Source organism: Stieleria sp., from assembly GCF_041595215.1.
Taxonomy (GTDB): domain Bacteria; phylum Planctomycetota; class Planctomycetia; order Pirellulales; family Pirellulaceae; genus Stieleria; species Stieleria magnilauensis.
This window is the reverse complement of the sequence record NZ_JBFHKV010001185.1, coordinates 1-2,461: the sequence shown is the minus strand read 5'-3', so window position 1 is coordinate 2,461 and position 2,461 is coordinate 1. Positions and strand designations below refer to the sequence as shown.

Sequence of the window (2,461 nt, the reverse complement as noted above, 5' to 3'; positions counted from 1 at the left end):
GAAGCGGTCTACCAAGCAATCCTCGCTGCGGGACTGACCGGCAACGCGGCCCGGTTCGCTGCGTTGGGTCTAGATGCGACCGATCCCCAGTGGTTGGCGATGGCGGACCAGCTGATCGTCGCGACGGAACTGGCCGCCATCCCCGAACCGACGAAACAGCAACTGAAATGGATCGGCCACCAGGAAACCCGACTCTGGTCCGATCCGGTCACGCTGGACGAAATTAAAACCTCGAAAGTCGAGCTGATTGCCTCCGAGGATCGCTATGCGGCGTTTGCATCCATCGTCGCGCGGGCGAACGCCGCGGTAGGAGTGGCCGAACTGGCGCTGAAAGCGAAAGCGTCGCCGGCGAAGATCCTGTCCGACGCGGGAGACGCGTGGAATGACGTTTGAGGCACGCATCAATTTCCGCGAAACCGCCGGTCACGTCGCTGATCACGCCGGGGAAACCTACTGCCTGGGTTCCGACTATTTGTCGACCGATGCCTATCCCGTTTCGCGAGACGGGTTGACCTTTGGCCACGAAGACAGCGGCGGAGTCTACACCACGGCTCGACAGGGGTCTGACCTGGGAAGCCCGTACAACGCCGATCCGAACACGGCCGGCAGCGTGCGCTACAACTCCGGGAATTTCTTTGATTCGTTTCGGCTGGATCTTCCCCACACGGGAGTGTTTGCGATTCGCATCATCGCTGCCCGCCCCGACCTCGGATTCACCGACGGCTATTTCCGGCTGTACGACGGCGAGACACTCGTGTACTCGGTGCCGACGACATTGGCCAACCACACGGTCGGCAACGTCACCGACATCATGGGCCGGCAAGTGCATCATGCGACCGCGTCGGCGTCCGGCGGATTCAACGGATCGGTCTATGTCCACGACTTTGCCTCGACCACGCTGCGATTGATCGCCACCACCGACGACTACCTTTCCTACGTGCAGGTGATCGAACAGGCCTTCCGCCCAGCCATCAAGGTGGGGCCTCCCGATGCCAACCGCAATGACTTTGGCGGCGACGTCGGGTACCGGTTCACTCCGGTGCGTGACATTCGCGTGACACATCTGGGACGGCCGACCGACGCTTCGGCGTGCATGTCACAAGATCACGAAATCATGGTCTGGCGTGACAGCGATGCGGCGCAGGTGGCGTCGTGCACGGTGACGCCGGCCAGTACGCTGCTGAACGGGCATTACATTGAGCCCTGCACACCAGTCACGCTGACCGCCGGCACCGCGTACAGGGTGTCGAGCTCTGAATTCGTGGGCGGCGACAGCTGGATCAACGATTACGCCGTTGCCGATTTCGACGCGTCGATGATGTCCATCGCCGGACGCTGTTATTCGGTCACGCCAGGCAGCTTCCCGAGTGCGGCCGGAGGCGCGGCGGGCAGCGGGTACGTCCACCAGAACTTGTACGAAACGATCGGCGGCGCGGCCCCCTCGTCGTTGCTGAAGATGATGGTGCACCACGGATGAGGCAAGTCACCCACGGCAGCGCCGATCAGTCGGTCTATCTGCAGTTTCTCGACACAAACGGGCTGGCGTTGAATCCAGCGCCCACGTCTGCATCGGCCGGCATTGAAATCTGGTATCGGCGTCAGGGCGGCTTGAAAATCACGCTAAGCCTGGCCGACCTGTCAGCGGTCGATGACGCTCACAGCGACGGTGGAATGCTGCACATCTCCGATGGTGTTGTCCGGGTCGACATGCCCGACGCCGCTTTCGCCGCGGGTGCCTCCGAAGTCTTGTTCGGCGGCTCAATCGACGGTGGGGTGGTCGTGAAGGAGACGATCGGGCTGATCGGTCACGACAACCAATCCGTTTACATTCCGTCACTGGCGTCGAACATGCGCGGAACCGACGGAGCGGCGCTGGCGTCCGCGTGGACGGCGACTCGTGCCGGATACATCGATCACCTGTCGGCCGGCCCGATCGCGACGCAGGCCAGCGTGGACAGCATTCAAAACTCCGTCCGGTCTTCGTTGGTCGTCCCGAAAGAGTACCCACTTCCCGAAAGCGGAACCCAGCGATTTCGCATCGATCTGTGGATCTACTCGCCCGACGACGTGGGGATGGAGGATCCCGACGGGAATCTCGTCACGATCACAGTCAAGAACGCGGCCGGAGTCGATCGCTCGGGAAACCTGTACACGGTCGCATCGGGTGGCTTCCCCACGTCGTTCATGGCCCGCGACGGTGTTGGACAATTCCATGCGTACTACGAGATCGACAGCGGCGATCCGCTTGAGCAGCTGAATTTCAAGGTCGCCTACAGCGAAGACGGGAATTCGATGGTCGACGGAAACTCCACCGTCGTCGTCGCGGCCCCCGGTAACGACGGCGCGACGGTCAGCGGATTCGACGTCGCGGCGCTGAAGCAGTTGTTCAACGTCAACGTCGATGAACCGGCGGTCTCGGGATCGGACGTCCAGGCGTCGCAGGGGGCTGCCGGCGGGGATG

Annotated in this window: 3 protein-coding genes; all 3 read left to right on the top strand. The window is 62.4% G+C overall.

What is annotated here, in order from left to right; genetic code table 11:
- Positions 1–393: hypothetical protein (locus ABX749_RS29505; RefSeq protein WP_372899193.1), on the top strand; the 393-nt coding region annotated here is incomplete at its 5' end.
- On the top strand, positions 383–1,477 hold the full coding sequence (locus tag ABX749_RS29500; RefSeq protein ID WP_372899192.1) for a hypothetical protein: 1,095 nt from the start codon (positions 383–385) through the stop codon (positions 1,475–1,477). The genes ABX749_RS29505 and ABX749_RS29500, both read left to right, overlap by 11 nt.
- Positions 1,474–2,461, top strand: a 988-nt coding sequence (locus ABX749_RS29495; protein WP_372899191.1) for a hypothetical protein, incomplete at its 3' end; no start/stop codon positions are given. The genes ABX749_RS29500 and ABX749_RS29495, both read left to right, overlap by 4 nt.

What these genes read in the sequence shown, in the direction of transcription:
- ABX749_RS29500 (WP_372899192.1), top strand. Translation starts at nt 383, where the DNA reads ATGACGTTTGAGGCACGCATCAATTTCCGCGAAACCGCCGGTCACGTC.